The sequence below is a fragment of the Atlantibacter hermannii genome (genome assembly GCF_009907385.1).
In the GTDB taxonomy this organism is placed as follows: Bacteria; Pseudomonadota; Gammaproteobacteria; order Enterobacterales; family Enterobacteriaceae; genus Atlantibacter; species Atlantibacter hermannii_A.
In genome coordinates this window covers 95096-119054 of record NZ_JAAATR010000033.1, presented here as the reverse complement: position 1 = coordinate 119054, position 23959 = coordinate 95096, and the positions used below count along the sequence as shown (strand labels likewise).

Annotated in this window: 25 protein-coding genes; 13 read left to right on the top strand and 12 right to left on the bottom strand. The window is 57.0% G+C overall.

Going from position 1 to position 23959, the window contains the following annotated elements; genetic code table 11:
- Nucleotides 1-35 precede the first annotated feature (35 nt).
- Together xthA and GV764_RS10160 are read left to right on the top strand one after the other, a co-directional pair.
- Nucleotides 36-842, top strand: a complete 807-nt coding sequence (gene xthA, locus GV764_RS10165; protein WP_161660052.1) for an exodeoxyribonuclease III — start codon at nt 36-38, stop codon at nt 840-842.
- 23 nt (nt 843-865) lie between these two features.
- Complete coding sequence (locus tag GV764_RS10160; protein WP_161660051.1) at nt 866-1279, top strand: pyrimidine (deoxy)nucleoside triphosphate diphosphatase; 414 nt, start codon at nt 866-868, stop codon at nt 1277-1279.
- Here the strand turns inward: GV764_RS10160 and GV764_RS10155 are convergent.
- Complete coding sequence (locus GV764_RS10155) at nt 1239-1511, bottom strand: YnjH family protein (RefSeq protein ID WP_161660050.1); 273 nt, start codon at nt 1509-1511, stop codon at nt 1239-1241. The genes GV764_RS10160 and GV764_RS10155 overlap by 41 nt on opposite strands.
- A gap of 255 nt (nt 1512-1766) precedes the next feature.
- On the opposite strand from GV764_RS10155, the gene gdhA reads away from it, so the two are divergent.
- On the top strand, nt 1767-3110 hold the full coding sequence (gene gdhA / locus GV764_RS10150; RefSeq protein ID WP_161660049.1) for an NADP-specific glutamate dehydrogenase: 1344 nt from the start codon (nt 1767-1769) through the stop codon (nt 3108-3110).
- Nucleotides 3111-3149: 39 nt separating this feature from the next.
- Here gdhA and GV764_RS10145 read toward each other — a convergent pair whose 3' ends face one another.
- The 4 genes from GV764_RS10145 to GV764_RS10130 form a co-directional block, all read right to left on the bottom strand.
- Nucleotides 3150-3326 carry an HTH domain-containing protein gene (locus GV764_RS10145; RefSeq protein ID WP_161660048.1) on the bottom strand — a complete coding sequence of 59 codons (177 nt, stop codon included), beginning with the start codon at nt 3324-3326 and terminating at the stop codon, nt 3150-3152.
- 63 nt (nt 3327-3389) lie between these two features.
- Entirely contained in the window at nt 3390-5333 is a 1944-nt protein-coding gene (locus tag GV764_RS10140) for a DNA topoisomerase III (RefSeq protein WP_161660047.1), read from the bottom strand.
- A 4-nt stretch (nt 5334-5337) separates the two neighbouring features.
- A complete protein-coding gene (selD, locus tag GV764_RS10135; protein ID WP_201743139.1) occupies nt 5338-6378 on the bottom strand; it encodes a selenide, water dikinase SelD in 1041 nt (346 codons plus the stop codon).
- A gap of 126 nt (nt 6379-6504) precedes the next feature.
- Nucleotides 6505-7056, bottom strand: a complete 552-nt coding sequence (locus tag GV764_RS10130; RefSeq protein WP_161660045.1) for an NAD(P)H nitroreductase — start codon at nt 7054-7056, stop codon at nt 6505-6507.
- A 175-nt stretch (nt 7057-7231) separates the two neighbouring features.
- Between GV764_RS10130 and sppA the strand changes: the two genes are divergently transcribed.
- The 3 genes from sppA to pncA all read left to right on the top strand — a co-directional run bounded on the left by sppA (nt 7232) and on the right by pncA (nt 10848).
- Nucleotides 7232-9082, top strand: a complete 1851-nt coding sequence (sppA, locus tag GV764_RS10125) for a signal peptide peptidase SppA (RefSeq protein ID WP_161660044.1) — start codon at nt 7232-7234, stop codon at nt 9080-9082.
- Nucleotides 9083-9179: 97 nt separating this feature from the next.
- On the top strand, nt 9180-10196 hold the full coding sequence (ansA, locus tag GV764_RS10120; RefSeq protein ID WP_161660043.1) for an asparaginase: 1017 nt from the start codon (nt 9180-9182) through the stop codon (nt 10194-10196).
- 10 nt (nt 10197-10206) lie between these two features.
- A complete protein-coding gene (gene pncA, locus GV764_RS10115) occupies nt 10207-10848 on the top strand; it encodes a bifunctional nicotinamidase/pyrazinamidase (protein ID WP_161660214.1) in 642 nt (213 codons plus the stop codon).
- Nucleotides 10849-10875: 27 nt separating this feature from the next.
- Here the strand turns inward: pncA and GV764_RS10110 are convergent, their stop codons facing one another.
- Nucleotides 10876-11154, bottom strand: a complete 279-nt coding sequence (locus GV764_RS10110) for a DUF1315 family protein (protein ID WP_161660042.1) — start codon at nt 11152-11154, stop codon at nt 10876-10878.
- Nucleotides 11155-11194: 40 nt separating this feature from the next.
- Nucleotides 11195-11608, bottom strand: a complete 414-nt coding sequence (msrB, locus tag GV764_RS10105) for a peptide-methionine (R)-S-oxide reductase MsrB (protein ID WP_125292023.1) — start codon at nt 11606-11608, stop codon at nt 11195-11197.
- Nucleotides 11609-11954: 346 nt separating this feature from the next.
- On the opposite strand from msrB, the gene gapA reads away from it, so the two are divergent.
- Both gapA and GV764_RS10095 read left to right on the top strand, forming a co-directional pair.
- Nucleotides 11955-12950: a glyceraldehyde-3-phosphate dehydrogenase gene (gapA, locus tag GV764_RS10100; RefSeq protein WP_161660041.1), complete on the top strand. Its 996-nt coding sequence runs from the start codon at nt 11955-11957 to the stop codon at nt 12948-12950.
- A gap of 75 nt (nt 12951-13025) precedes the next feature.
- On the top strand, nt 13026-13913 hold the full coding sequence (locus GV764_RS10095) for a D-hexose-6-phosphate mutarotase (RefSeq protein WP_161660040.1): 888 nt from the start codon (nt 13026-13028) through the stop codon (nt 13911-13913).
- 41 nt (nt 13914-13954) lie between these two features.
- On the opposite strand, the gene GV764_RS10090 is transcribed toward GV764_RS10095, so the two are convergent.
- Together GV764_RS10090 and GV764_RS10085 are read right to left on the bottom strand one after the other, a co-directional pair.
- Nucleotides 13955-14809, bottom strand: a complete 855-nt coding sequence (locus GV764_RS10090) for an aldo/keto reductase (RefSeq protein ID WP_161660039.1) — start codon at nt 14807-14809, stop codon at nt 13955-13957.
- 80 nt (nt 14810-14889) lie between these two features.
- Nucleotides 14890-15636, bottom strand: a complete 747-nt coding sequence (locus tag GV764_RS10085) for a MipA/OmpV family protein (protein ID WP_161660038.1) — start codon at nt 15634-15636, stop codon at nt 14890-14892.
- 426 nt (nt 15637-16062) lie between these two features.
- Between GV764_RS10085 and yeaG the strand changes: the two genes are divergently transcribed.
- Nucleotides 16063-17997 (top strand): protein kinase YeaG, encoded by a 1935-nt coding sequence (gene yeaG, locus GV764_RS10080; RefSeq protein ID WP_125292012.1) that lies wholly within the window; start codon nt 16063-16065, stop codon nt 17995-17997.
- A gap of 51 nt (nt 17998-18048) precedes the next feature.
- Nucleotides 18049-19344 carry a YeaH/YhbH family protein gene (locus GV764_RS10075; protein WP_161660037.1) on the top strand — a complete coding sequence of 432 codons (1296 nt, stop codon included), beginning with the start codon at nt 18049-18051 and terminating at the stop codon, nt 19342-19344.
- 54 nt (nt 19345-19398) lie between these two features.
- Here the strand turns inward: GV764_RS10075 and lysM are convergent, their stop codons facing one another.
- On the bottom strand, nt 19399-19845 hold the full coding sequence (gene lysM / locus GV764_RS10070) for a peptidoglycan-binding protein LysM (protein ID WP_161660036.1): 447 nt from the start codon (nt 19843-19845) through the stop codon (nt 19399-19401).
- 173 nt (nt 19846-20018) lie between these two features.
- On the opposite strand from lysM, the gene GV764_RS10065 reads away from it, so the two are divergent.
- Nucleotides 20019-20519: a YbaK/prolyl-tRNA synthetase associated domain-containing protein gene (locus tag GV764_RS10065; protein WP_161660035.1), complete on the top strand. Its 501-nt coding sequence runs from the start codon at nt 20019-20021 to the stop codon at nt 20517-20519.
- A gap of 60 nt (nt 20520-20579) precedes the next feature.
- The gene (locus GV764_RS10060) at nt 20580-21026 is read left to right on the top strand and encodes a DUF441 domain-containing protein (protein WP_161660034.1); all 447 of its coding nucleotides are present in this window, start codon (nt 20580-20582) and stop codon (nt 21024-21026) included.
- A gap of 5 nt (nt 21027-21031) precedes the next feature.
- Here the strand turns inward: GV764_RS10060 and GV764_RS10055 are convergent, their stop codons facing one another.
- Entirely contained in the window at nt 21032-21802 is a 771-nt protein-coding gene (locus GV764_RS10055) for a helix-turn-helix domain-containing protein (protein WP_161660033.1), read from the bottom strand.
- 94 nt (nt 21803-21896) lie between these two features.
- Between GV764_RS10055 and GV764_RS10050 the strand changes: the two genes are divergently transcribed.
- Entirely contained in the window at nt 21897-23087 is a 1191-nt protein-coding gene (locus tag GV764_RS10050; protein WP_161660032.1) for an MFS transporter, read from the top strand.
- Between the two features lies 1 nt (nt 23088).
- On the opposite strand, the gene GV764_RS10045 is transcribed toward GV764_RS10050, so the two are convergent.
- Nucleotides 23089-23796, bottom strand: coding sequence for a CTP synthase C-terminal region-related (seleno)protein (locus GV764_RS10045; protein ID WP_161660031.1), 708 nt, complete (start codon nt 23794-23796; stop codon nt 23089-23091).
- Nucleotides 23797-23959 lie beyond the last annotated feature (163 nt).

Below are 23959 nucleotides of genomic sequence, written 5' to 3'. Positions count from 1 at the left end.
TCCTGCCACTTATTGCTCTAGTAACGGCAGCGACTATGAAATTCGTCTCTTTTAATATCAACGGCCTGCGCGCCCGCCCTCATCAACTTGAAGCGATCGTTGAAAAACACCAGCCCGATGTGATCGGTTTGCAGGAAACCAAAGTCCACGACGATATGTTTCCCCTCGAAGAGGTGGCGAAGCTGGGCTACAACGTGTTTTATCACGGCCAGAAAGGCCATTACGGCGTGGCGCTGCTGACTAAAGAGACGCCGGTAGCGGTGCGTCGCGGCTTCCCGGATGACGACGAAGAAGCCCAGCGTCGCATTATCATTGCCGAAATTCCGTCGCCGCTCGGCAATCTGACGGTGATTAACGGCTATTTCCCCCAGGGCGAAAGCCGCGACCATCCCACCAAATTCCCGGCCAAAGAGAAGTTTTACCAGAACCTGCAACAGGTGCTGGAAACCGAACTGACCAAAGAGAATCCGGTGTTGATTATGGGCGATATGAATATTAGCCCCACGGATCTGGATATCGGCATCGGCGAAGACAGCCGCAAACGCTGGTTGCGCACCGGCAAATGCTCATTCCTGCCGGAAGAGCGCGAATGGCTGGGCCGCCTGCTGAACTGGGGGCTGGTGGACACCTTCCGTCACGCCAACCCGGAAACCCAGGATCGCTTCTCGTGGTTCGATTACCGCTCGCGCGGGTTTGATGACAACCGCGGCCTGCGTATCGACCTGCTGCTGGCGAGCCATCCGCTGGCCCAGCGCTGCGTGGAAACCGGCATCGACTACGATATCCGCAGCATGGAAAAGCCGTCCGATCACGCGCCGGTGTGGGCGACCTTCAGGTTCTAACCCCCGGGATGGCGGAGTCAGTAATGAAAGAAATCGATGTGGTGGCCGCCATTCTGGAGCGCGACGGGAAAATCCTGCTGGCCCAGCGCCCGCCTGAAGGCGACCAGCCGGGCCTGTGGGAATTTCCCGGTGGAAAAACAGAAGCGGGCGAAAGCCAGCGTGAGGCGTTAATTCGCGAACTGCGCGAAGAGCTGGCGATTGACGCCGCGCCCGCGCGCTATGTGGCAAGCTACAGCTGGCCGGTCAGCGGGCGAATTATTCATCTTCACGCCTGGCATGTGCCGCGGTGGGAGGGGGAATTGCAGCAGCTGAGCCACAGCGCTCTGGTATGGTGCTTCCCTGACGAAGCCAGCCGTTACCCGCTGGCCCCGGCGGATATCCCGCTGTTAAACGCGTTTATGGCTTTACGCGCCGCCACACCAGCGGATGGGTGCTGAGGGTTTTATCATCCCGCTGGCACTGCAACAGCACGCCTTCCGCTTTAATGACCGCCCCTTCGGAATAGTTTTGATCCTGATAAACGCAGCACTGATTGCAGGGCTGCGCCCGTTGCCCGCCGGAACTGAACACTTCGGCGGGCACGTTAACCTCCACATCCGGGCGATAGCGTTCTGCCGCCGCCGGCAGTGCCAGAGTCAGCGCTAACGCCGCCGCGAATACTCTCTTCATTGTCTGTTCCTTTTTTGCAGCCGGGTAACCCCGCGTTATTGTTAATAATATAGCCGCAGCGCCCCCGCCTCGTGGGTCGAAAAGCCCTGTTTTTTGCCATCATTTTTTCTAATGGCTGGCTGAAAAAAATCCCGTCCAGGGGTGAATTTTTGCTTGATTTCAGGCCGACCGTCGATGGTATAGTCTTTTATGCTGCATTTTTATGCAGGAATATTACAAATAAAATCAATCCTTCATAGCAGGAGCTTATGGTTTATGGGACAGACTTTATCATTGGCGCAGTTTCTCAATACCGTTGCCGCGCGCGATCCGCACCAGGTTGAATTTGCACAGGCCGTTCGGGAAGTCATGACCACGCTGTGGCCGTTCATTGAACAGAACCCGCGCTATCGCAACAACGCGCTGCTGGAGCGCCTGGTCGAGCCGGAGCGCGTGATCCAGTTCCGCGTGGTGTGGGTGGATGACCGCAACCAGGTGCAGGTTAACCGCGCGTGGCGCGTGCAGTTTAACTCCGCTATCGGCCCGTTCAAGGGCGGGATGCGGTTTCACCCGACGGTGAACCTGTCGATCCTTAAGTTCCTCGGCTTTGAGCAAACGTTTAAAAACGCCCTGACCACCCTGCCCATGGGCGGCGGCAAGGGCGGCAGCGATTTCGATCCGAAGGGCAAAAGCGACGGCGAAATCATGCGTTTCTGCCAGGCGCTGATGACCGAGCTGTATCGCCATCTGGGCGCGGATACCGATGTGCCTGCGGGCGATATCGGCGTCGGCGGCCGTGAAGTGGGCTATATGGCGGGGATGATGAAAAAGCTCTCCAATAACACCGCCTGCGTGTTTACCGGCAAAGGCCTGTCGTTCGGCGGCAGTCTGATTCGCCCGGAAGCCACCGGCTACGGATTAATTTATTTTGTCGATGCGATGCTGAAACAGCACGGCCTGGGGATGGAAGGGATGCGCGTAGCGGTCTCCGGATCCGGCAACGTGGCGCAATATGCCATCGAGAAAGCGATGGCGTTCGGCGCGCGGGTGATCACCGCCTCGGACTCTAACGGCACCGTGGTCGACGAAGCCGGTTTCACCCAGGAAAAACTCGACCGCCTGTGTGAAATCAAAGCCAGCCGCGATGGCCGCGTCGCCGATTACGCCCGCGAGTTCGGCCTGACCTATCTGGAAGGCAAGCAGCCGTGGGGCGTGCCGGTGGATATCGCCCTGCCGTGCGCGACCCAGAACGAGTTGGATACCGATGCCGCGCGTACCCTGATTGCCAACGGCGTGAAGGTGGTGGCGGAAGGCGCAAACATGCCGACCACCATCGAAGCCACCGATCTGTTCCTCGAAGCAGGCGTGCTGTTTGCGCCAGGCAAAGCCGCCAACGCGGGCGGTGTGGCGACTTCTGGCCTGGAAATGGCGCAAAACGCCGCGCGCATGGGCTGGAAAGCGGAAAAAGTCGATACCCGTTTGCATCACATCATGCTGGATATTCACCAGGCCTGCGTGGCGTGGGGCGAACAGGATAAGCAGGTTAACTACGTGCGCGGCGCGAATATCGCCGGGTTTGTGAAAGTCGCCGACGCAATGTTTGCTCAGGGCGTGATTTAACCAAAAATGCCGCCTGCGTAACGGCAGGCGGCATACTGGTCAGGCAGGTTGCCATTTACAGCGAACCGGAGAAACGATCTTCCCCTGCTCTTTCAGGTTTTTGAACGCCTTATCAATGACCTTGCGGTCCAGGCCGCTCAGCTTTTCAATTTCCCCCGCCGACACCGGTTTTCCGGCCTGCTCCATCAGTTGCAACACCTTTGCTTCGTTGTCCATCTGTTCACGCCCTGTGGTGATAATGTGCCGCGCCAGTATAGCCGGGTCCTGCAGGCTTAACGCTCAGCCTGCCGCACTTTGAGAAGAAGGCGCGTCCGGTTTCTTTTTCCGTTTGGCGTAGCGGGGTTTCCCTTCACCTTTGGTTTGCGGGGCAATCAGGCCGCGAAACTGCCGCACCGGCGTGACGCGGGCCTGGTCGATAAGCGAGTACAGGGTTTGCACCAGCGGCTCCATAAAGTCCTGGTAGCGACGCTGTTTTTCGCTGATCTGCGTCAGCACCGACTCCCAGTGCGCGGTCATATCCGGCCTGGCGGCCTGCTCCGGCAGAGAGTGGATCAGCGCGCGTCCTGCTTCGGTCGAGTGAATGTAACGGCCCTTTTTCACCAGGAAGCTGCGTTTAAACAGCAGTTCGATGATCCCGGCGCGCGTGGCTTCGGTGCCTAATCCATCGGTGGCGCGCAGGATCTTTTTCAGATCTTTATCCTGCACGAAGCGCGCGATACCGGTCATAGCCGACAGCAGCGTGGCGTCGGTGAAGTGGCGCGGCGGCTGGGTTTGCCGCTCCACCACTTCGCCGTGCTCGCACAGCAACGTGTCGCTTTTCGCCACCACCGGCAGCGGCGTACCGTCGTTATCCTCATCACGCTCTTTGGCCCCCAGCAGCGTGCGCCAGCCCGCTTCCGCCAGAAAACGCGCTTTGGCGATAAACTTGCCGCCTGCGATATCCAGCTCAATGGTGCATTTGCGAAACACCGCGTCGGCGCAAAACTGCATCAGATACTGGCGGGCGATCAGGTTGTAGATCTTCGCCTCATCCTGGGACAGCGACACGCCGGAACTGCGCGCGGTCGGGATAATAGCGTGGTGGGCATCGACTTTTTTATCGTCCCAGCAGCGGTTGCGCAGATCGGCATCCACCGCAGGCTGCGGCAGTAAATCTTTCCCGTGAACGCTGATGGCGTTGATCACCGCGTGGCGCCCGGCAAAGTGCTCCTCTGGCAGATAGCGGCTATCCGAGCGCGGATAGGTAATCAGTTTGTGGGTTTCGTACAGCTTCTGGCAGATATCCAGCACGTTCTGAGCGCTCAGGCCGAAGCGTTTGGCCGCCTCGATTTGCAGCGCTGACAGAGAAAACGGCAGCGGCGCGGGTTCGCTTTCACGCTTGTCGGCGTAGGACGTGACGTCCGCCGGCTGGCCTGCAATGCGCTTTACCACATGCTCAGCCAGCGCCCGGTTGAGCAAACGCCCCTCTTCATCCTGATGCGGCTCGCAGGCTTCGCTGGGCTGCCACACCGCCACAAAGCGCTCCTCTTTCGGCGTGACGATATGCGCTTTCACTTCGAAATAGTCTTTAGCGACAAAGTTTTCGATCTCTTCATCGCGCCGTACCACCAGCCCTAACACCGGGGTTTGCACCCGGCCCACCGACAATACGCCCTGATAGCCCGCGTTGCGGCCTAATAACGTCCAGGCGCGGGTCATGTTGATGCCGTACAGCCAGTCGGCGCGGGCGCGGGCCAGTGCCGATACGCACAGCGGGACAAACTCGCTGTTGGAACGCAACCGGGAGATCGCCCGCTCCACCGCCTGGGGGTTGAGATCGTTAATCAGGCAGCGCTGCACCTGTTTACGTTTCTCCGGAGAGAGCGCCAGATAATCCAGCACTTCATCCACCAATAGTTGCCCTTCGCGATCCGGGTCACCGGCGTGGACCACTTCGCTGGCGTCGGAGAGCAGTTTCTTGATCACGTTAAGCTGTTTCGCCACTGACGGACGCGGCTGAAGCTGCCATTTCTGCGGAACGATAGGCAAATCGGCCAGATTCCAGCGGGCGTAGCGGCTGTCATACGCGTCCGGCTGCGCCTGCTCCAGAAGGTGGCCCACGCACCAGGTCACGACCTGGTCGTTGCCGCAGGCGATATAGCCCTCCCCCCGCCGATGGGGTTTGGGCAGCACATCGGCTATGGCGCGGGCGAGGCTGGGTTTTTCGGCAATAAATAACCGCATTGTGTTAGCGGATCTCGATCATCGGGCGACCGCCACGGGCGGTTTTCAGTTCGCCGATGGCGGTCAGGGTAATGCCGTGACGGGCCGCGACGTCGGCCACATCCCGTTCAGCGCCCGGCTCGACCGCCAGTAACAGCCCGCCGGAGGTTTGCGGATCGCACAGCAGATCGCGCCAGTGCGGCGGCATGTCGCCCATCAAATGACCGTAGCTGGCGAAGTTGCGGCTGCAACCGCCCGGCGCGCAGCCTTTCGCGATGTACTCTTCCACGCCCGGCAGCTTCGGCACGTCCTGATACCAGATTTCCGCCTGCAGGCCCGCGCCCTGGCACACTTCGCTCAGGTGGCCCAGCAGGCCGAAGCCGGTGACGTCGGTCATGGCCTTAACGCCGTCGATGTTGGCGAAATCCGCCCCTGCCTTGTTCATCTGGCACATCACTTCCGTCGCCAGCCCGGCGTGCTCATCGCGCAGCAGGTTCTTTTTCCCGGCGGTGGTCAGCACGCCAATGCCCAGCGGTTTGGTGAGATAGAGTTTGCACCCCGCGGTGGCGGTGCTGTTGCGCTTAACGCGCTCGGTGGGCACGACGCCGGTGACCGCTAACCCGAAGATCGGCTCCGGCGCGTCGATGGAGTGACCGCCCGCCAGCGCAATCCCCGCCTGCTGGCACGCGTGACGACCGCCTTCAATCACCTGGGCGGCGATTTCCGGAGCCAGTTTATCGACCGGCCAACCCAGAATGGCAATCGCCATAATCGGCTTGCCGCCCATCGCGAAAATGTCGCTGATGGCGTTTGTTGCGGCGATACGGCCAAAATCGAACGGGTCGTCAACAATCGGCATAAAGAAGTCGGTGGTGCTAATCACGCAGGTGCCGTTCCCCAGATCGTACACCGCCGCGTCGTCGCGGGTTTCATTGCCCACTAAAAGCTGCGGGTCAATAAATTTGGCCTGATTGCTGTGCAGAATGGTTTCCAGTACTTTCGGGGAAATTTTACAGCCACACCCAGCGCCGTGGCTGTACTGGGTCAGGCGAATAGCTTGGTTCATGGACATCTCCTGTCGATAGTTGACGCTTCATGTCATACAGGCTGTCTATGGTAGCGCCAGAAGTATCCGGAGGTAAGTAGGTCCGTCTGAATTGCGAGGCTTTCGCTCACAATCCAGACAGAATCGTCAAAACTGGCGGACGAACGGGGAAGTGTCGGGGATGCTGGTGGTGGTTGAGGCCTTCAACTGCGGCGTGCCGAGATACAGGAAACCGACGATTTTGTCCTGCTCGCGGCATTCAAAGGCTTCACGCACCTGCGGGTTGTCGGTCATCGGGCCGCTGCGCCAGATACCGTTAAAGCCCTGCGCCAGCGCCGCCATCTGCATCGCCATGACTGCGCAACCGGCTGACAGCAGCTGTTCCCACTGCGGCACTTTAGGGTGCGCTTCGCATTTCGCCACTACGGTGACAATTAACGGGGCGCGGAACGGCCCGCTGCGCGCTTTTTCAATCGCTTTGTCGTCCAGCCCGCTTTCGCGCGCCGCCTTTTCCAGCAACTGGCTGAAGCGTTCGCGGCCTTCGCCCTCGATCATAAAGAAGCGCCACGGCTGTAGCGTGCCGTGATCCGGTGCGCGCATTGCGGCGCGGATAATGTTTTCACGCTGCTCGCCCTGCGGGGCGGGTTCCACCAGGCGGGAAGCGCTGCGGCGGTTAACTAACAGGTCTAATGCATCCATTTTCCGGCTCCATCAGTGATTTTCTTACACAAAATTAACACACGCCCTCAGTTTGTTACAGCTTAGCGGGTGATTGCGGCTGACAAGCGCGATCGCAAAATTTAGGATACCCTTCTTGCTAAACGTTCCGCATAGTGCGAACCGAGATCTTGTTAATCACCTTCAGGGAGAATCCATGCGCACCCTTTGGCGTATTTTTGCCGGTTTTTTCAAGTGGACCTGGCGTCTGCTTAATTTCATCAGGGAACTGGTGCTCAATCTGTTCTTTATTTTGCTGGTGCTGGTGGGCGTCGGGATTTGGCTGCAAATGAGCAACTCCCCTGCCGAGCCGTCGCGCGGCGCGCTGCTGCTGGATATCAGCGGCGTGGTGGTGGATAAGCCCTCGGTGAGCAATAAGCTCGGCGTGATTGGCCGCCAGCTGTTTGGCGCCTCCTCCGACCGGCTTCAGGAAAACTCGCTGTTCGATATCGTCGACGCCATTCGTCAGGCGAAAGACGACCGCAACATTACCGGTATTGTGCTCGATTTACGTGATTTCGCCGGAGCCGATCAGCCGTCGATGCAGTATATCGGCAAGGCGCTGCGCGAGTTCCGCGACAGCGGCAAGCCGGTGATCGCCACCGGCGACAGCTACAGTCAGGGGCAATACTACCTGGCAAGCTTCGCCAATAAAATCTGGCTCTCCCCGCAGGGCACCGTTGATTTGCACGGTTTCGCCACTAACGGTCTGTATTACAAATCGCTGCTGGATAAGTTGAAGGTCACCACGCACGTATTCCGCGTCGGCACCTATAAATCGGCGGTGGAACCGTTTATCCGTGACGATATGTCCCCGGAAGCGCGCGACGCCGACAGCCGCTGGATTGGCGAGCTGTGGCAGAACTATCTGGCGACTATTGCGGCAAACCGCCAGATCCAGCCGAATCAGGTATTCCCCGGCGCAGCGGCATTGCTGGCAGGCTTACAGCAGAACGGCGGCGATACCGCGAAGTACGCGCTCGACAATAAACTGGTGGATGCACTGGGTTCGAGCGCCGAGGTGGAAAAATCACTCAGCAAACAGTTCGGCTGGAGCAAAAAGGATAAGAACTACAGCGCCACCAGCTTCTACGATTATCAGCTGAATAAGCGGTCCGAACAGGGCGATGCGATTGCCGTGGTGTTCGCAAACGGCGCCATCATGGACGGTGAAGAAACCCCGGGCAACGTGGGCGGCGATACCACCGCCTCGCAGATCCGCGATGCGCGTCTGGACCCGAAAGTCAAAGCGATAGTGCTGCGGGTTAACAGCCCGGGCGGCAGCGTCTCGGCATCAGAAGTGATACGCGAAGAGCTGGCGGCGGCGAAAGCGGCGGGCAAACCGGTGGTGGTTTCCATGGGCGGTATGGCGGCATCCGGCGGTTACTGGATTTCCACCCCGGCCAACTACATTATGGCCAACCCCAGCACGCTCACCGGCTCCATCGGCATCTTCGGCGTGATCAACACCGTGGAAGACAGCCTGAGTTCCATCGGCGTGCATACTGACGGCGTGGCAACTTCAGCACTGGCGGATGTGTCGGTGACGAAAGCGCTGCCGCAGGAAGTGCAGCAGTTGATGCAATTGACTATCGAAAACGGTTATCAGCGCTTTATCAATCTGGTGGCCCAGTCGCGCAACAAAACGCCGCAGCAGATCGACAGCATCGCCCAGGGCCACGTGTGGACCGGCCAGGACGCGAAGGCCAACGGTCTGGTCGACAGTCTGGGGGATTTCGACGATGCGCTGCATAAAGCGGCAGAGCTGGCGAAACTCAAACAGTGGCATGCGGACTTCTATCAGGACGAGCCGACCTTTATGGATACCGTATTCGCCAGCATGACCGGTTCAGTGCGCGCGATGCTGCCTGAAGCGATCCAGGCTTACCTCCCTGCGCCGGTCGTGCAGGCGGCCAGCGCGGTGAAAACGGAAACCGATAAACTGGCGGCGTTTAACGACCCGCGCCACCGCTACGCGTTCTGCTTAACCTGCGGCGACGTTCGCTAACTTCATCCAGCCCGGCAGTGCCGGGCTTTTTTTCACGTCCAATCCAGGGCGCGCATCGTATATACTTCGCGTGTTTATCCTCAACGAACTCAATACCATGTCCAAGAAATCGATTTACGTTGCCTATACCGGCGGCACCATCGGTATGCAGCGTTCCGAACAGGGTTATATTCCTGTTTCCGGCCATTTGCAGCGCCAGCTGGCGCTGATGCCCGAGTTCCATCGCCCGGAAATGCCCGACTTCACCATCCACGAATATCAGCCGCTGATGGATTCGTCGGATATGACGCCGGAAGACTGGCAGCACATCGCCGACGATATCAACGTCAACTACGACCAGTACGACGGCTTTGTGATCCTGCACGGCACGGACACCATGGCGTTTACCGCCTCGGCGCTGTCATTTATGCTGGAGAATCTCAGTAAGCCGGTGATCGTCACCGGGTCGCAAATCCCGCTGGCGGAGCTGCGCTCTGACGGGCAGATTAACCTGCTGAACGCGCTGTACGTGGCGGCCAACTACCCCATCAGCGAAGTCACGCTGTTCTTCAATAACTGCCTGTATCGCGGCAACCGCACCACCAAAGCCCATGCCGACGGATTTAATGCCTTTGCCTCCCCTAACCTGTCGCCGCTGCTGGAGGCGGGCATTCATATTCGCAAGCTGAATACGCCTGCCGCGCCGCACGGCGACGGGCCGCTGATTGTTCACCCGATCACCCCGCAGCCGATTGGCGTGGTGACTATTTATCCGGGGATTTCCGCTGATGTGGTGCGCAATTTCCTGCGTCAGCCGGTAAAAGCGCTGATCCTGCGCTCTTATGGCGTCGGCAACGCGCCGCAGAATCAGGAGTTCCTTAAAGAGCTGCAGGAAGCCAGCGAACGCGGGATCGTGGTGGTGAATCTCACCCAGTGCATGTCCGGTAAAGTGAATATGGGCGGCTACGCCACGGGTAACGCGCTGGCCCAGGCGGGTGTCATCGGCGGTTTTGATATGACCGTGGAAGCGACGCTGACCAAGTTACATTTTTTATTAAGCCAGGGATTAAACGCATCGGCCATTCGGCAAGCAATGATGCAAAACCTGCGAGGAGAACTCACGCCTGATGAATAACGTTACCATCATGACCCAGCGCGCACTGCTGCTGGTGGATTTGCAGAACGATTTCTGCGCGGGGGGCGCGCTGGCGGTCGCGGAAGGCGACAGCACGGTGGATATCGCTAATCGCCTGATCGACTGGAGCCGCACGCGCGGCGACGCGATTTTAGCCAGCCAGGACTGGCACCCGGCGGATCACGGCAGTTTTGCCAGCCAGCATAACGCCGAGCCGTTTACTCAGGGCGAGCTGGACGGGTTTCCACAAACCTGGTGGCCGGATCACTGTGTACAGTTCACCGAGGGCGCGGAACTGCATCCGCTGCTGAATCAGAAAGCCATCGACGCGGTGTTCCACAAAGGCGAGAACCCGCTGATCGACAGCTACAGCGCTTTTTTTGATAACGAACATCGTCAGAAAACCGCGCTGGACGAATGGCTGCGCCATCACGGCATCAAAGAGCTGATAATTATGGGGCTGGCGACAGATTACTGCGTAAAATTCACGGTACTGGATGCGCTAAAGCTCGGGTATACGGTCAACGTGATTACCGACGGCTGCCGGGGGGTAAACCTGAATCCGCAGGACAGCGCCCACGCGTTTATGGAAATGGCGGCGGAAGGCGCAACGCTGTTTACGCTGGATGACTGGCTGGAAACGCAGGCCTGAAACAGGGCCCCGCCGCGGGGCCTTTTGTTATTCGGGGCGCATCTTCGCAATGGTCGGCGGAACAATCCCGAACTCTTCTTTAAACTGCTGCTTACTTTTCATCACAATCTGGCCGTCGATGCCAATCGACATATGGTCCGGGTTGTGGTTGTGGCGCGTCTGCCACAGCATCACCAGCTGCATGCTGTTGGCTTTTTGCTCGTCAGTTAACGCCACGCCATCGGGCCATTTGCCCAGCTCAACGGCGGTGACCAGCCGCTGATACACTTCCGGCGTCATGCTGTTAATCAGGTCATTTATGTTCATTTCGCACTGCTCCACTGGAATAGTTTGCTGAATCGATTTTTCAGCCCTTTGTTTGTGCGCCGTTCTCATCATCGGTGAAGCTCAGCGAGGCGGAATTCACGCAATATCGCTCACCGGTGGGCTTCGGGCCGTCCGGGAAAACGTGGCCTAAATGCGCATCACAGTTGCCGCAGCGGATTTCTGTGCGCTGCATACCGTGTGAGTAATCATTCAAATAGCGGATCGCGTTTTCGCTCACCGGTTCGAAAAAGCTCGGCCAGCCACAGCCCGAATCATATTTGGTTTGCGAGTTAAACAGCGCCGCATCGCATACCAAGCAATGGTAAACGCCTTCGCGTTTATTATGCAGCAAACGCCCGGTAAATGGCGCTTCGGTGCCATGTTGCTGAGTAACGTAAAACTGAACGTCAGTCAGCGTTTTCTTCAGATCTTCCGGGGAGTTGTTGTTAGCCATAAGTTCACATCTCGGCAGGGTTAGACAGATCACATTATCTGCCAGATTCTAACAAAACATTAACAGTACGGTGCTAACTTTTGATCTAAACTTAGTGCCAGGTAAACGGCAGCGGGTTGTTTGTGATTCACATCACAATTTTGATCTCGCTGTTCTTTAAAATGTCCCGCAGCGTCCCCATGTGGGATGGCAGCACAAAAGGAAATGTTTGACGTGTTATTCGCGCAAAGGTTGTTCAGCAGATTGATTTGTCGCAATGATTGACACGATTCCGCTTGACGCTGCGTAAGGTTTTTGTAATTTTACAACCAACCTTTTATTCACTAACAAATAGCTGGTGGAATATATGACTATCAAAGTAGGTATCAACGGTTTTGGCCGTATCGGTCGCATTGTTTTCCGTGCTGCTCAAACTCGTTCTGACATCGAAATCGTTGCAATCAACGATCTGTTAGACGCTGAGTACATGGCTTACATGCTGAAATATGACTCCACTCACGGTCGTTTCGACGGCACCGTTGAAGTGAAAGACGGTCACCTGGTCGTTAACGGCAAAAAAATCCGTGTTACCGCTGAAAAAGATCCGGCTAACCTGAAATGGAACGAAGTGGGTGTTGACGTTGTTGCTGAAGCAACCGGTATCTTCCTGACCGACGAAACCGCACGTAAACACATCACCGCTGGCGCGAAAAAAGTGGTTCTGACTGGCCCGTCCAAAGATGACACCCCGATGTTCGTTAAAGGGGCTAACTTTGAAAAATACGCAGGCCAGGACATCGTTTCCAACGCATCCTGCACCACCAACTGCCTGGCTCCGCTGGCTAAAGTTATCAACGACAACTTCGGCATTATCGAAGGCCTGATGACCACCGTTCACGCGACCACCGCGACCCAGAAAACCGTTGACGGCCCGTCTCACAAAGACTGGCGCGGCGGCCGTGGCGCAGCTCAGAACATCATCCCGTCCTCTACCGGTGCGGCTAAAGCTGTAGGTAAAGTACTGCCGGAACTGAACGGCAAACTGACTGGTATGGCGTTCCGCGTTCCGACTCCGAACGTATCCGTTGTTGACCTGACCGTTCGTCTGGAAAAAGCCGCTTCTTACGAAGACATTAAGAAAGCCATCAAAGCCGCTTCTGAAGGCGAAATGAAAGGCGTTCTGGGCTACACCGAAGACGACGTGGTATCTACCGATTTCAACGGCGAAGTGTGCACCTCCGTGTTCGATGCTAAAGCAGGTATCGCACTGAACGACAACTTCGTGAAACTGGTTTCCTGGTACGACAACGAAACTGGCTACTCCAATAAAGTACTGGACCTGATCGCTCACATCTCTAAGTAAGTTGAGATGAACGATTGATCCTGAGAGGGCGACGATGGTCGCCCTTTTTTTTGGTCTGAACAGAGGATGATGGACATGATAAATCGTATTTTCGCACTGCCGGTAGTAGAGCAAATTACGCCAGCGATTTCGCTGCGCAAGATGGACGAGCTGGATGTTGTGGTGATCGACCATCCTGAAGTCCGCGCATCGCTGACTTTACAGGGCGCGCATCTGCTCTCCTGGAAACCGGCCGGCGAAGACGAAGTGTTGTGGTTAAGCGACAACACGCCGTTCAGCAAAGGGGTAGCCATCCGCGGCGGTGTGCCGATTTGCTGGCCGTGGTTTGGCCCGGCGGCGCAAAAAGATCTGCCTTCCCACGGCTTCGCCCGTAACCTGCCCTGGATGCTGCAGGCCCATAACGAAGATGACAACGGCATAGTGGTCACCTTTGAACTGAAGAGCAGCGACGTCTCTAAACAGTACTGGCCGCACGACTTCACCCTGTACGCGCGCTTTAAGCTGGGCGCAACCTGTGAGATGGAACTGGAAGCGCACGGCGAATTTGAAACGTACTCTGCACTGCACACCTACTTCAACGTTGGCGATATCAGTGCAGTGAAAGTGAGCGGCCTGGGCGATCGCTACATTGATAAAGTGAACGATGCCAAAGAAGGCGTGCTGGCAGATGGCGAGCAAACTTTCCCGGATCGTACCGACCGCGTATACCTGAACCCGGAAGCGTGCAGCGTGATCCACGACGGCGCGCTGAAACGCACTATTGACGTGATCCATCATCACCATTGCAACGTGGTGGGCTGGAACCCGGGCCCGGCGCTGTCTAAAGCCATGGCAGATATGCCGGACGACGGTTACAAAACGTTTGTATGCGTTGAAACCGCCTGCGCAACCGCAGCCCAGAAAGCCAGCGAAGAGAAACCGTCTCGCCTGGCGCAATCCCTGCGCGTCGCCAAAAAAGCGTAAGTTAAACGCCCTCCCCTTGCCCGGCGGTAAGGGGAGCGGCGTTACACCACATCTAGCGGCATTTTCCTGCCCGGCGGCGGAAACGCGCCATCCAGTTGTTCGATATCCTGCGCGGTTAATTTCACATCCAGCGCGGCGGCGTTTTCTTCTACATGTTTAATCGTGGCGGCTTTTGGAATGGCGAGTATGCCAGGACGGCGGATCACCCATGCCAGCAGCACCTGCGCGGCAGTCACGCCTTTATCACGGGCAATGGCGTTCACGACCGGGTTATTCATCAGGTCGTCACGCAGCCGTCCGGCCTGGGCCAGCGGGCAGTAAGCCATTACCGGCATATGGCGTTCGGCGCACCACGGCAGCAAATCGTATTCAATTCCCCGGGAACCGAGGTGGTACAGCACCTGATTGGTGGCGCACTCTTTGCCGCCTTGCAGCGTCCACAGGGTTTGCATATCGTCAGCGTCCAGATTCGATACGCCCCAGCGGCCAATCTTGCCCTGCGCCATCAGCGATTCCATCGCGGCGATGGTGTCTTCAAAGGGAATATTGCCGCGCCAGTGCAGCAGATACAGGTCGAGATAATCGGTGCCGAGCCGTTTCAGGCTGGCCTCGCAGGCGGCCTGGGCTTTCTGCCCGCCGGCATTCCACGGATAGACTTTCGATACCAGATAAACTTCATCACGCCTGCCGCGAATCGCCTCGCCGACCACTTTTTCCGCGCCGCCTTCCGCGTACATTTCCGCCGTGTCGATCAGCGTCAGCCCCAGGTCGATGCCCCGCTGGAGTGCAGCGACTTCCTGACGGCGCTGGGCGGGGTTTTCGCCCATATACCAGGTGCCCTGCCCGATTGCCGCCAACGGCGTGGAGTGAGAAAAAAAGTGCGTAAGATTAGCCATGGTTTCCTCCTTAAACAGATTTGCGCCACAGTAAAACAAACGGGGCGCAAGCGCCCCGTAGAAATGCACGAATTACACCTTTAAAAACTGTAGGTGATCCCGGTAGAGAACACACCGCTCCAGTTTTGCCCAACCATCGGGCTGTCGGTGACTTCGCTGTCCAGGCGGGTATAGCGACCGGTGCCGTACACATTCCAGCTGTCGGTGAGTTTGTAATTCACCGTCAGTTCCAGGTACGGGTTCCAGCTGCTGTCCGGATCGTAGGTTTTCAGCCCGCTGCGGCGCGATTCAGACTTGCTGACGCCGTAGTAGTATTCATTATGGTTGTCGCTGGCCCACTGCGCGCCGATGCCCGGCGTCAGGGTCAGTGCCCCATTGGTGTAGCGGTACAGCCATGCCAGATCCCACAGCACGCCGTTGCTGTTATCCAGGGTGTCACCGGTCAGCGCGGTACGCAGGAAGCCATATTGGGTGTGGTGCACGTAAGAAAGACCGGCCATCAGCGTCGCTTTACGTTTATCAAGCTGGCGCAGCTGGTTATTGTCGCTGTTTTTAGGTTTGAAATACTGCGGAGAGTAATACGCCATCACCGACAGCTTGTCGGATTCGTCGTTCCACAGGTAATAACCAGCGCCCAATGCACGGACCCAGACATTTTCGCCTTCATAGCCGATCACCGGGATCGGTAAGACATTGTTGTCGTATTGCTTATACGGGCCTTCCACATAGCCCGCACCCGCGCCCAGCGTCCAGGGCCCTTCGGCGTGAACAACCGATGCAGCAGAGGCCAACGCCATTCCCAATGCAAGAAGTTTGAATTTGGTCACAGTCCATTTCTTCCTTAATCAAATAATCAGCGCCACGAAGTGTAACCGTCTTTAATCCTCACCCCAAATTTTTTACTTAAGTCTTACAAAGCAAACCCTTTACCCTGGCGCGCCATCATGACGCCGGGTTTGCATTTTTATGGCGAGGTAATGACAGGCCAACAATCGCCTTTTGTAAAAATCGGGAAATTAAGGATGAGTGATTGATATGTCATTGAAATTCGCAATTTGCTTCAGCAAGTTTTCTAAATGCCATCTACGCTTAATTTTGAGAAGGCAAATACCCTGACCGCAGTAGCGCAGTGCAACGCGCGTTAACGCAAGAGTTGGCATAAGGGTTGCTGTATCAGAAATGTCTTCCGGGGGCCTCTACTATTCATATGAACGGCCCTTATCCTGTGCTAAAAAACGAAAGGACGGCATGCCATGAATATATTCGATCACTATCGCCAGCGTTATGAAGCTGCCAAGGACGAAGAGTTCACACTGCAGGAGTTTCTTGCTGTATGTAAGCAGGATCGCAGTGCCTATGCTAACGCGGCAGAACGGCTATTGACGGCCATTGGTGAGCCAGTGATGGTGGACACTGCCCAGGAGCCTCGGCTTTCCCGTCTCTTTTCGAATCGGGTGATATCCCGTTATCCGGCATTTGAAGAGTTCTATGGTATGGAAGAAGCCATAGAGCAGATCGTCTCTTATTTAAAACATGCGGCCCAGGGGCTGGAAGAGAAGAAACAGATTCTCTATCTGCTGGGGCCGGTGGGCGGCGGTAAATCTTCACTGGCCGAGCGCCTGAAGTCTCTGATGCAGCGCGTGCCGATTTATGTGCTGAGCGCCAATGGCGAACGCAGCCCGGTTAACGATCATCCACTGTGCCTGTTCAACCCGCGTGAAGATGCCCAGATTCTGGAAAAAGAATACGGCATCCCGAACCGTTATCTCGGCACCATTATGTCGCCGTGGGCGGCTAAACGACTGCATGAATTTGGCGGCGACATTACCAAATTTAAAGTGGTGAAAGTGTGGCCGTCGATCCTGGCGCAAATCGCCATCGCTAAAACCGAACCGGGCGATGAAAACAACCAGGACATCTCCGCGCTGGTGGGTAAAGTGGATATCCGTAAGCTGGAGCACCACGCGCAAAACGATCCGGACGCCTACGGTTATTCCGGCGCACTGTGCCGCGCCAACCAGGGCATCATGGAATTCGTCGAAATGTTTAAAGCGCCGATTAAGGTGCTTCATCCGCTGCTGACCGCCACCCAGGAAGGCAACTATAACGGCACCGAAGGCATTTCCGCCCTGCCGTTCAACGGCATCATTCTGGCGCACTCCAACGAATCGGAATGGGTGCAGTTCCGTAACAACAAAAATAACGAGGCGTTCCTTGACCGTGTGTACATCGTCAAAGTGCCTTATTGCTTACGGATCTCCGAAGAGATCAAGATTTACGAAAAACTGCTTAACCACAGTGAGCTGACCCACGCGCCGTGCGCGCCGGGCACCCTGGAAACCCTGGCCCGCTTCTCGATCCTCTCGCGCCTGAAAGAGCCGGAAAATTCCAGCATCTACTCGAAAATGCGCGTGTACGACGGGGAAAGCCTCAAAGATACCGACCCGAAAGCCAAGTCCTATCAGGAATACCGCGACTACGCGGGCGTGGACGAGGGGATGAACGGCCTGTCGACGCGTTTCGCATTTAAGATCCTCTCCCGCGTGTTCAACTTCGACCACGCGGAAGTGGCGGCCAACCCGGTTCACTTGTTCTATGTGCTGGAGCAGCAAATCGAGCGCGAGCAGTTCCCGCAGGATCAGGCGGAACGCTATCTTGAGCACCTGAAAGGCTATCTGATCCCGAAATACGCGGAGTTCATCGGTAAAGAGATCCAGACCGCGTATCTGGAATCCTACTCGGAGTACGGGCAGAACATTTTCGACCGTTATGTCACCTACGCCGATTTCTGGATCCAGGATCAGGAGTACCGCGACCCGGATACCGGCCAGCTGTTTGACCGCGAATCCCTGAACGCGGAACTGGAGAAAATTGAAAAACCGGCGGGCATCAGCAACCCGAAAGATTTCCGTAACGAAATCGTCAACTTCGTGCTGCGCGCCCGGGCGCATAACAGCGGCCGCAACCCGAACTGGACCAGTTACGAGAAGCTGCGCACCGTCATCGAGAAGAAAATGTTCTCGAATACCGAGGAGCTGCTGCCGGTCATTTCGTTTAACGCCAAGACTTCAACCGACGAGCAGAAAAAGCACGACGATTTTGTCGATCGCATGATGGAAAAAGGATACACCCGCAAACAGGTGCGCCTGCTGTGCGAATGGTATCTGCGGGTACGGAAATCCTCATAACGATAACGCTGATGCCGCAGGTTCGCCTGCGGCCATTTCTGCGCGGCATCTATGCAGTCTGGGGGAAATATGGCCTATTTCATTGACCGGCGACTGAACGGCAAAAACAAGAGCACGGTGAACCGCCAGCGCTTCTTGCGCCGTTATAAATCGCAAATCAAGCAGTCGATTTCCGAGGCCATCAATAAGCGTTCGGTAACCGACGTGGAGAGCGGCGAATCGGTCTCCATCCCGACGGAAGATATCAACGAACCGATGTTTCATCAGGGGCGCGGCGGCCTGCGCCATCGCGTGCATCCCGGCAACGACCACTTTGTGCAAAACGACCGTATTGAGCGCCCGCAAGGCGGCGGCGGTGGAGGCGGCAGTGGGCAAGGCCAGGCGAGCCAGGACGGCGAAGGCCAGGATGAATTTGTGTTCCAGATATCTAAAGATGAGTATCTTGACCTGCTGTTTGAAGATCTGGCGCTGCCGAACCTGAAGAAAAATCAGCACCGGCAGCTTAATGAATACAAAACCCACCGCGCGGGTTATACCGCCAACGGCGTTCCGGCCAATATCAGCGTGGTGCGTTCGCTGCAAAACTCGCTGGCGCGGCGTACTGCCATGACCGCGGGCAAGCGGCGCGCGTTGCATGAGCTGGAAGCGAGTCTGGATATCGTCGCCAAAAGCGAACCGGCGCAACTGCTGGAAGAGGAGCGGCTGCGCCGTGAAATCGCCGAGCTGCGCGCCAAAATCGAACGCGTGCCGTTTATCGACACTTTCGATTTACGTTACAAGAATTATGAAAAACGCCCTGAGCCCTCAAGCCAGGCGGTGATGTTCTGTCTGATGGACGTCTCCGGCTCGATGGACCAGGCAACCAAAGACATGGCAAAACGCTTTTATATCCTGCTGTATCTGTTCCTCAGCCGGACCTATAAAAACGTTGAGGTGGTCTACATCCGTCACCACACCCAGGCGAAGGAAGTGGATGAACATGAGTTCTTCTACTCCCAGGAAACCGGCGGCACTATCGTTTCCAGCGCCCTGAAGCTGATGGATGAAGTGGTTCAGGAACGCTATGACCCGGCGCAGTGGAACATCTACGCCGCGCAGGCATCGGATGGCGATAACTGGGCCGATGATTCTCCGCTGTGCCATGAAATACTGGCGAAGAAAATTTTGCCGGTGGTGCGGTATTACAGCTATATCGAAATCACCCGTCGCGCCCACCAGACGCTGTGGCGTGAATATGAAAATCTGCAGGCGCGATTTGATAATTTCGCCATGCAGCATATTCGCGACCAGGATGATATTTACCCGGTGTTCCGCGAACTGTTTCATAAGCAGAACGCGGAAACCTGACTGGCATAAAACTCATCGCCCGGCGAACATTGCCGGGCTTTTTGTGTCCGTTGCTCAGGACTGTTTCGGAATGATCAACACCTGGCCAGGATAAATTTTATCCGGGTGCGTCAACATGGGTTTGTTGGCTTCAAAAATTGCGTTGTACTTATTCGGGTCGCCATAGACCTGTTTTGAAATGGCGCTCAGGGTGTCGCCGGATTTCACCGTGTAATAGGTGGCTTCTTCAGCGGCATCGTTGGCCGTGACGTTATTTTCCACGCTGGCGATCCCTTTGACGTTACCGACCGCGACCTGGATTTTCTCTTTCTGCTCCTGGGTCAGGCCGTCGCCGCTGACCACCGCCTTACCGTTTTCCACTTTGACGCTAACTTTATCCGCCCCCGGCACACCGGTCTTTTTAAGATGTTCTTCAACCTTGCTCCCCTGGTCATGATCGTCCCCTTTCAGGGTGTCCCAGAGTTTCTCACCCGCGTCTTTGACAAAATCAAATAAACCCATGGTTATTCCTCCTGTTGAGAAGTGCTCTCTAAGCCTGGCAAAGCGGGACCGAACTGACCAGGATAATCAGATTTCTCTTGTCAGTTCATGGGTTCCGGCGTTGCAAAGTCGTCATCTCGTCAGTATCGTAAACTGCGCAACTATGAGGCTGTTTTATATCTTAAGGATGAAAGATGTCACAGACCACAGGCCATGCCGTTCACCAGCAGCTCGTCGCCCTGCTGGATAAGCAAAACGCAACGTTTCGGGTCATGGAGCATGAGGCGGTCGGCAAATGCGAGGCGGTGTCGGAAATTCGCGGCACCGCGCTGGGCCAGGGGGCAAAAGCGCTGGTGTGCCACGTCAAAGGCAACGGGATACGCCAGCACGTACTTGCCATCATCGCCGCAGATAAGCAGGCTGACTTAACCAAACTTGCCGTCGCGCTGGGCGGATTGCGGGCCTCGCTGGCCAGTCCGGCGGAGGTGGATACGCTCACCGGTTGTGTATTTGGGGCCATCCCGCCATTTAGCTTCCATCCCGATCTCAAACTGGTGGCCGACCCGCTGTTGTTCGAACGCTTCGATGAAATCGCCTTTAATGCCGGGCTTCTCACCCATTCGATCATCATGAATTCCCAGGACTATTTGCGGATCGCCGCCCCGACGCTGATTGATTTTCACCGTCAGGAATGACGGCACCTCCATAACAATGAAAACGGCGTAGTACCGATACTTTCTGGCAAGGAGTTTTTGATGTTCGACATGACGTTGCTGATCCTGCTGGCGCTGGCCGCACTGGGGTTTGTCAGCCATAACACCACGGTGGCGGTCTCTATTCTGGTGTTGATTATTGTACGCATCACCCCGCTAAACCAGTTCTTCCCGTGGATTGAGAAACAGGGCCTGACCATCGGGATTATCATTTTAACCATCGGTGTGATGGCCCCGATTGCCAGCGGCACTCTGCCGCCCTCTACCCTGTTCCACTCGTTTCTCAACTGGAAGTCGCTGGTGGCGATTGCGGTGGGGGTTTTTGTCTCCTGGCTGGGCGGGCGCGGCGTAACGCTGATGAGCAGCCAGCCGACGCTGGTCGCCGGGCTGCTGGTGGGTACGGTGCTGGGCGTGGCCTTGTTCCGCGGCGTGCCGGTGGGCCCGCTGATTGCCGCCGGGCTGGTGTCGCTGCTGATCGGTAAACAGTAGCGCCGCTACAGCGCATCGAGATAGCGTCCGGGGGTCTGGCCCAGCCCCTTTTTGAACATGGTAATAAACGCGGTCGTGGAGTCATAGCCCAGCCCCTGGGCCACTTGCTGCACGTTCATCCCATCCACCAGCATCTGCAACGCCTGAATGAGCTGAAGTTGCTGCCGCCAGCGCCGGTAATTCAGGCCGGTTTCCCTGACGATCAGGCGCGATAAATTACGCTCGCTCATGGCTAACAGCGTGGCCCACTGCGCGAGGGTGCGGTTTTGCTGAGGGTGCGCGGCCATAAAATCTACCATCGTGCGGATCTTGGGGTGTGCGGAGACCGGCAGCCGCAGCGGCTCCACGGGCAGATCTGGCAGTTCATCGAACAGCACCTGCACCAGCCGATCGCGTCGCGCGCTACGTTCACGGCACGCCGCCAGTTTGACGATCAGTTCGCGGGCAAACGGCGTTACCTTTAGCGTGCAGCACTGTTCCGGCATCGCCACCGCGCCAGGCTCGATAAACAAAAAGCACAGCCGGGCATTGGCCGTTGCGCGATTATGATGCGGCATCGCGCCGGGTATCCAGACTGCGTATTGCGGCGGAACCATCCACATCGCTTCCGCCACTTCGCAGGTAATGCCGCCGTGCAGCGCCAGGATTAACTGGCCTTTACGATGATGGTGCAGCGGGATTTCCTGTTCGTGGGCCGTGACGCGAACGTGAAAAGACACCGCGGCATCATCGTGATCGTCGGGAAGATAGCCATCGAGGTTTAAAGGCTGCTCCATGATGTTGTCCGAATTTAGCGATTAATTGGCATTTTAGCTTGATTCATTCTCCCGGCATACCCGTTAATCTTTACGCCCCCTCCGGCTCCATGAGATGACTATGGCAATTTCTACTCCATCACGCGGCCAGATGCTGCTGATGACTGGCGGTCTGTTAGCGATCGCCGCCACCCTGCGCGTCAGTTTTACCGGCGCGGCACCGCTGCTGGATATGATACGCGCCGGCTATTCCCTCACCACAACCCAGACCGGGCTTCTGACCACCCTGCCGCTGCTGGCGTTTGCGGTCGTTTCGCCGCTGGTGGCGGGCATCGCGCGGCGCTACGGCATGGAGAGAAGCCTTGCGGGGGCGATGCTGCTGATGTGCTTCGGCATCGCATTGCGTTCCGTGGAGGGCAGCGTGTGGCTGTTCAGCGGCACAGCGCTGATTGGCTGCGCCATTGCGCTGGGCAATGTGCTGCTGCCGGGGCTGATTAAACGCGATTTTCCCGGCCAGGTGGCGCGGCTCACGGGTGCCTGGTCGTTAACCATGGGCACCGCAGCGGCGCTGGGTTCCGCGCTGGTGGTGCCGGTGGCCGATGCCGGTTTTGGCTGGCGCGGCGCGCTGTTGAGCGTGATGGTTTTCCCGCTGTTCGCCCTGCTGGTGTGGTTACCGCAGTGTCGCCGCAGCGTAACGGCAAGCGTGACCGGCTCGGGCGCGCTGCGCCAGCAATCGTTATGGACATCGGCGCGGGCCTGGCAGGTGACGCTGTTTTTAGGGCTGAATTCGCTGGTCTATTACGTCATCATCGGCTGGTTGCCGTCGATACTTATCAGTCACGGCTACAACGAAACCCATGCCGGTTCTCTGCACGGCTTGCTGCAACTGGCGACTGCCGCGCCGGGGATTTTAGTGCCGCTGTTACTGCACCGGTTGAAGGACCAGCGAGGGATCGCGGTGCTGGTTTCGTTACTTTGCGCGTTGAGCGCGCTTGGGCTGTGGCTCATGCCGGGATTTGCCAGCCTGTGGGTCGTGATTTTTGGCCTCGGGTCGGGCGCGACCATGATACTGGGCCTGACGTTTATCGGCCTGCGATCGGGTTCAGCACATCAGGCCGCTGCGCTGTCCGGCATGGCCCAATCGGTGGGATATTTACTGGCGGCCTGCGGACCGCCGGGAATCGGGAAAATACACGATATGACCGGCGGTTGGGGTCTCCCGCTGCTGGCGGTCGCGTTGATCTCCCTGGCGATGGCGCTGGCGGGCGGGCTGGCGGGCCGCAAAGGTGAAATCAGCCCGCATTGATTTACGGTTTCGCGGCAAACAGCAACGCCTGCACCAGCGGCGCGGGTTTGCCGACCAGCGATGCCCGTTCATGTTGAAACAGCGTCGCGACAAAGAATGGATGCGTCACCAGCTCAACGGCCCGGATGGCGCCCTCCTCATCCCAACCGGTGACTTTCAGCGGCTGGTCCGCCAGCGCCCGGGCAAACGCATCCGATACGCCGTAATTGCAGTGATAGCCTTCGACAATCTCCGTTTTGCCATAAGCCTTAGCAATCAGGGTGTTGGGACGCAATTCAATAGTGTCGGTTTTTTCCACCAGCGAGCAGGCCAACGGAGCGATAACCATTCTTCCCTGCTGCGTCGTTTCCGCATGGGCCGCATCGCTCCAGCCCATCACGTTGCGCGCGTACTCGATAATGGCATGCTGGAAGCCGCCGCAGGTGCCCAAAAACGGGATGCTGTTTTCCCGGGCGTAACGAATCGCTACCAGCGCCCCGTCTTCATTTTGATACGGGCTGGCAGGCACCACCCACACCGCGTTATAACCCACCAGGTCTTCACCGCTTTTCACTTCTGTGGTGTGCAGCCAGTCGTAATCGACATCTAAATTCAGCACGGCTGCGGCATCGTCTATCGCTAAAGGAATTGCTTTATGCGCCAAAACCGACGCGTTGTAATCGCCAACTAATGCGATGCGCAGTGGGGTGGTAAGAGGGAAAGTGTCCATAAGAAATCCTGTGCAAGGAGGAGGAGAACTACACAAGGATCCTCACATTACAGATAGCTTATTGATTTTACAACACCCACTTATTGCAGTTGTCAGAATTGTGCCTTTCCTCAACGCGCCATAAAATAGCGCAATGGAATCAAACTGATGACCGGCAATGGCA